The following is a 640-nucleotide window of genomic DNA, read 5'->3' on the forward strand; positions in this document are numbered from 1 at the left end:
TGCAAAGCCTTTACAGACGGGCAGCGAATGTCATGAAAAAGCGGGAGATCCGGTTTCTCTAGTAACGGGCGAAGAAATATTAACACTCAATGATGTAGAGCTTCCCAATGGCTTCGTTTGGTCAAGAACGTATCGCTCATCCAAAGCTTCCCGAAATCAAGGTCTTGGTTACGGTTGGCGACATGCTTTTCAATTTGAACTGAAAGAAGTCACAGATGAAAAGCACAACGTCACCTCATGGGAATTTGTAAGTGATTCTGCTGACGAGATTGAATTTGAACCAGTTGAGCATGGTTCAACTAGTTATCAAGTCTATGTCGGAGCAAGCTGTCATTTCCTAAACCCAAATACACGAATTGTCACTCTCTCTAGCGGTGATCAATATCGTTTTGAGTTGGTAGAAGACATTTGGCTATTAAAACAAATCCGCAATGGAATCTTTTCGACGTTCCAACTTCGTTATTCGAGAAACCATCGCCTAATTGAAGTTGCACATAACAAGCGACCAGTTCTTGAGTGTCAATATGATAAACAAGGGCGCCTTGTTGAATTGTTGAACACAAAGACAGAACAAGTATTAACAACATATATCTATGACGAGCAAGACGATCTTGTTAGTGCGACGAATGATTTGGGTTTG

General features: G+C 41.4%; 1 protein-coding gene. It reads left to right on the top strand.

The window, feature by feature from the left end; translation table 11 throughout:
* A partial coding sequence (locus R7Q48_RS28310; RefSeq protein WP_318133644.1) for an RHS repeat domain-containing protein occupies positions 1-640 on the top strand: 640 nt, incomplete at both ends.

It is taken from the genome of Vibrio sp. 378 (assembly GCF_033339435.1).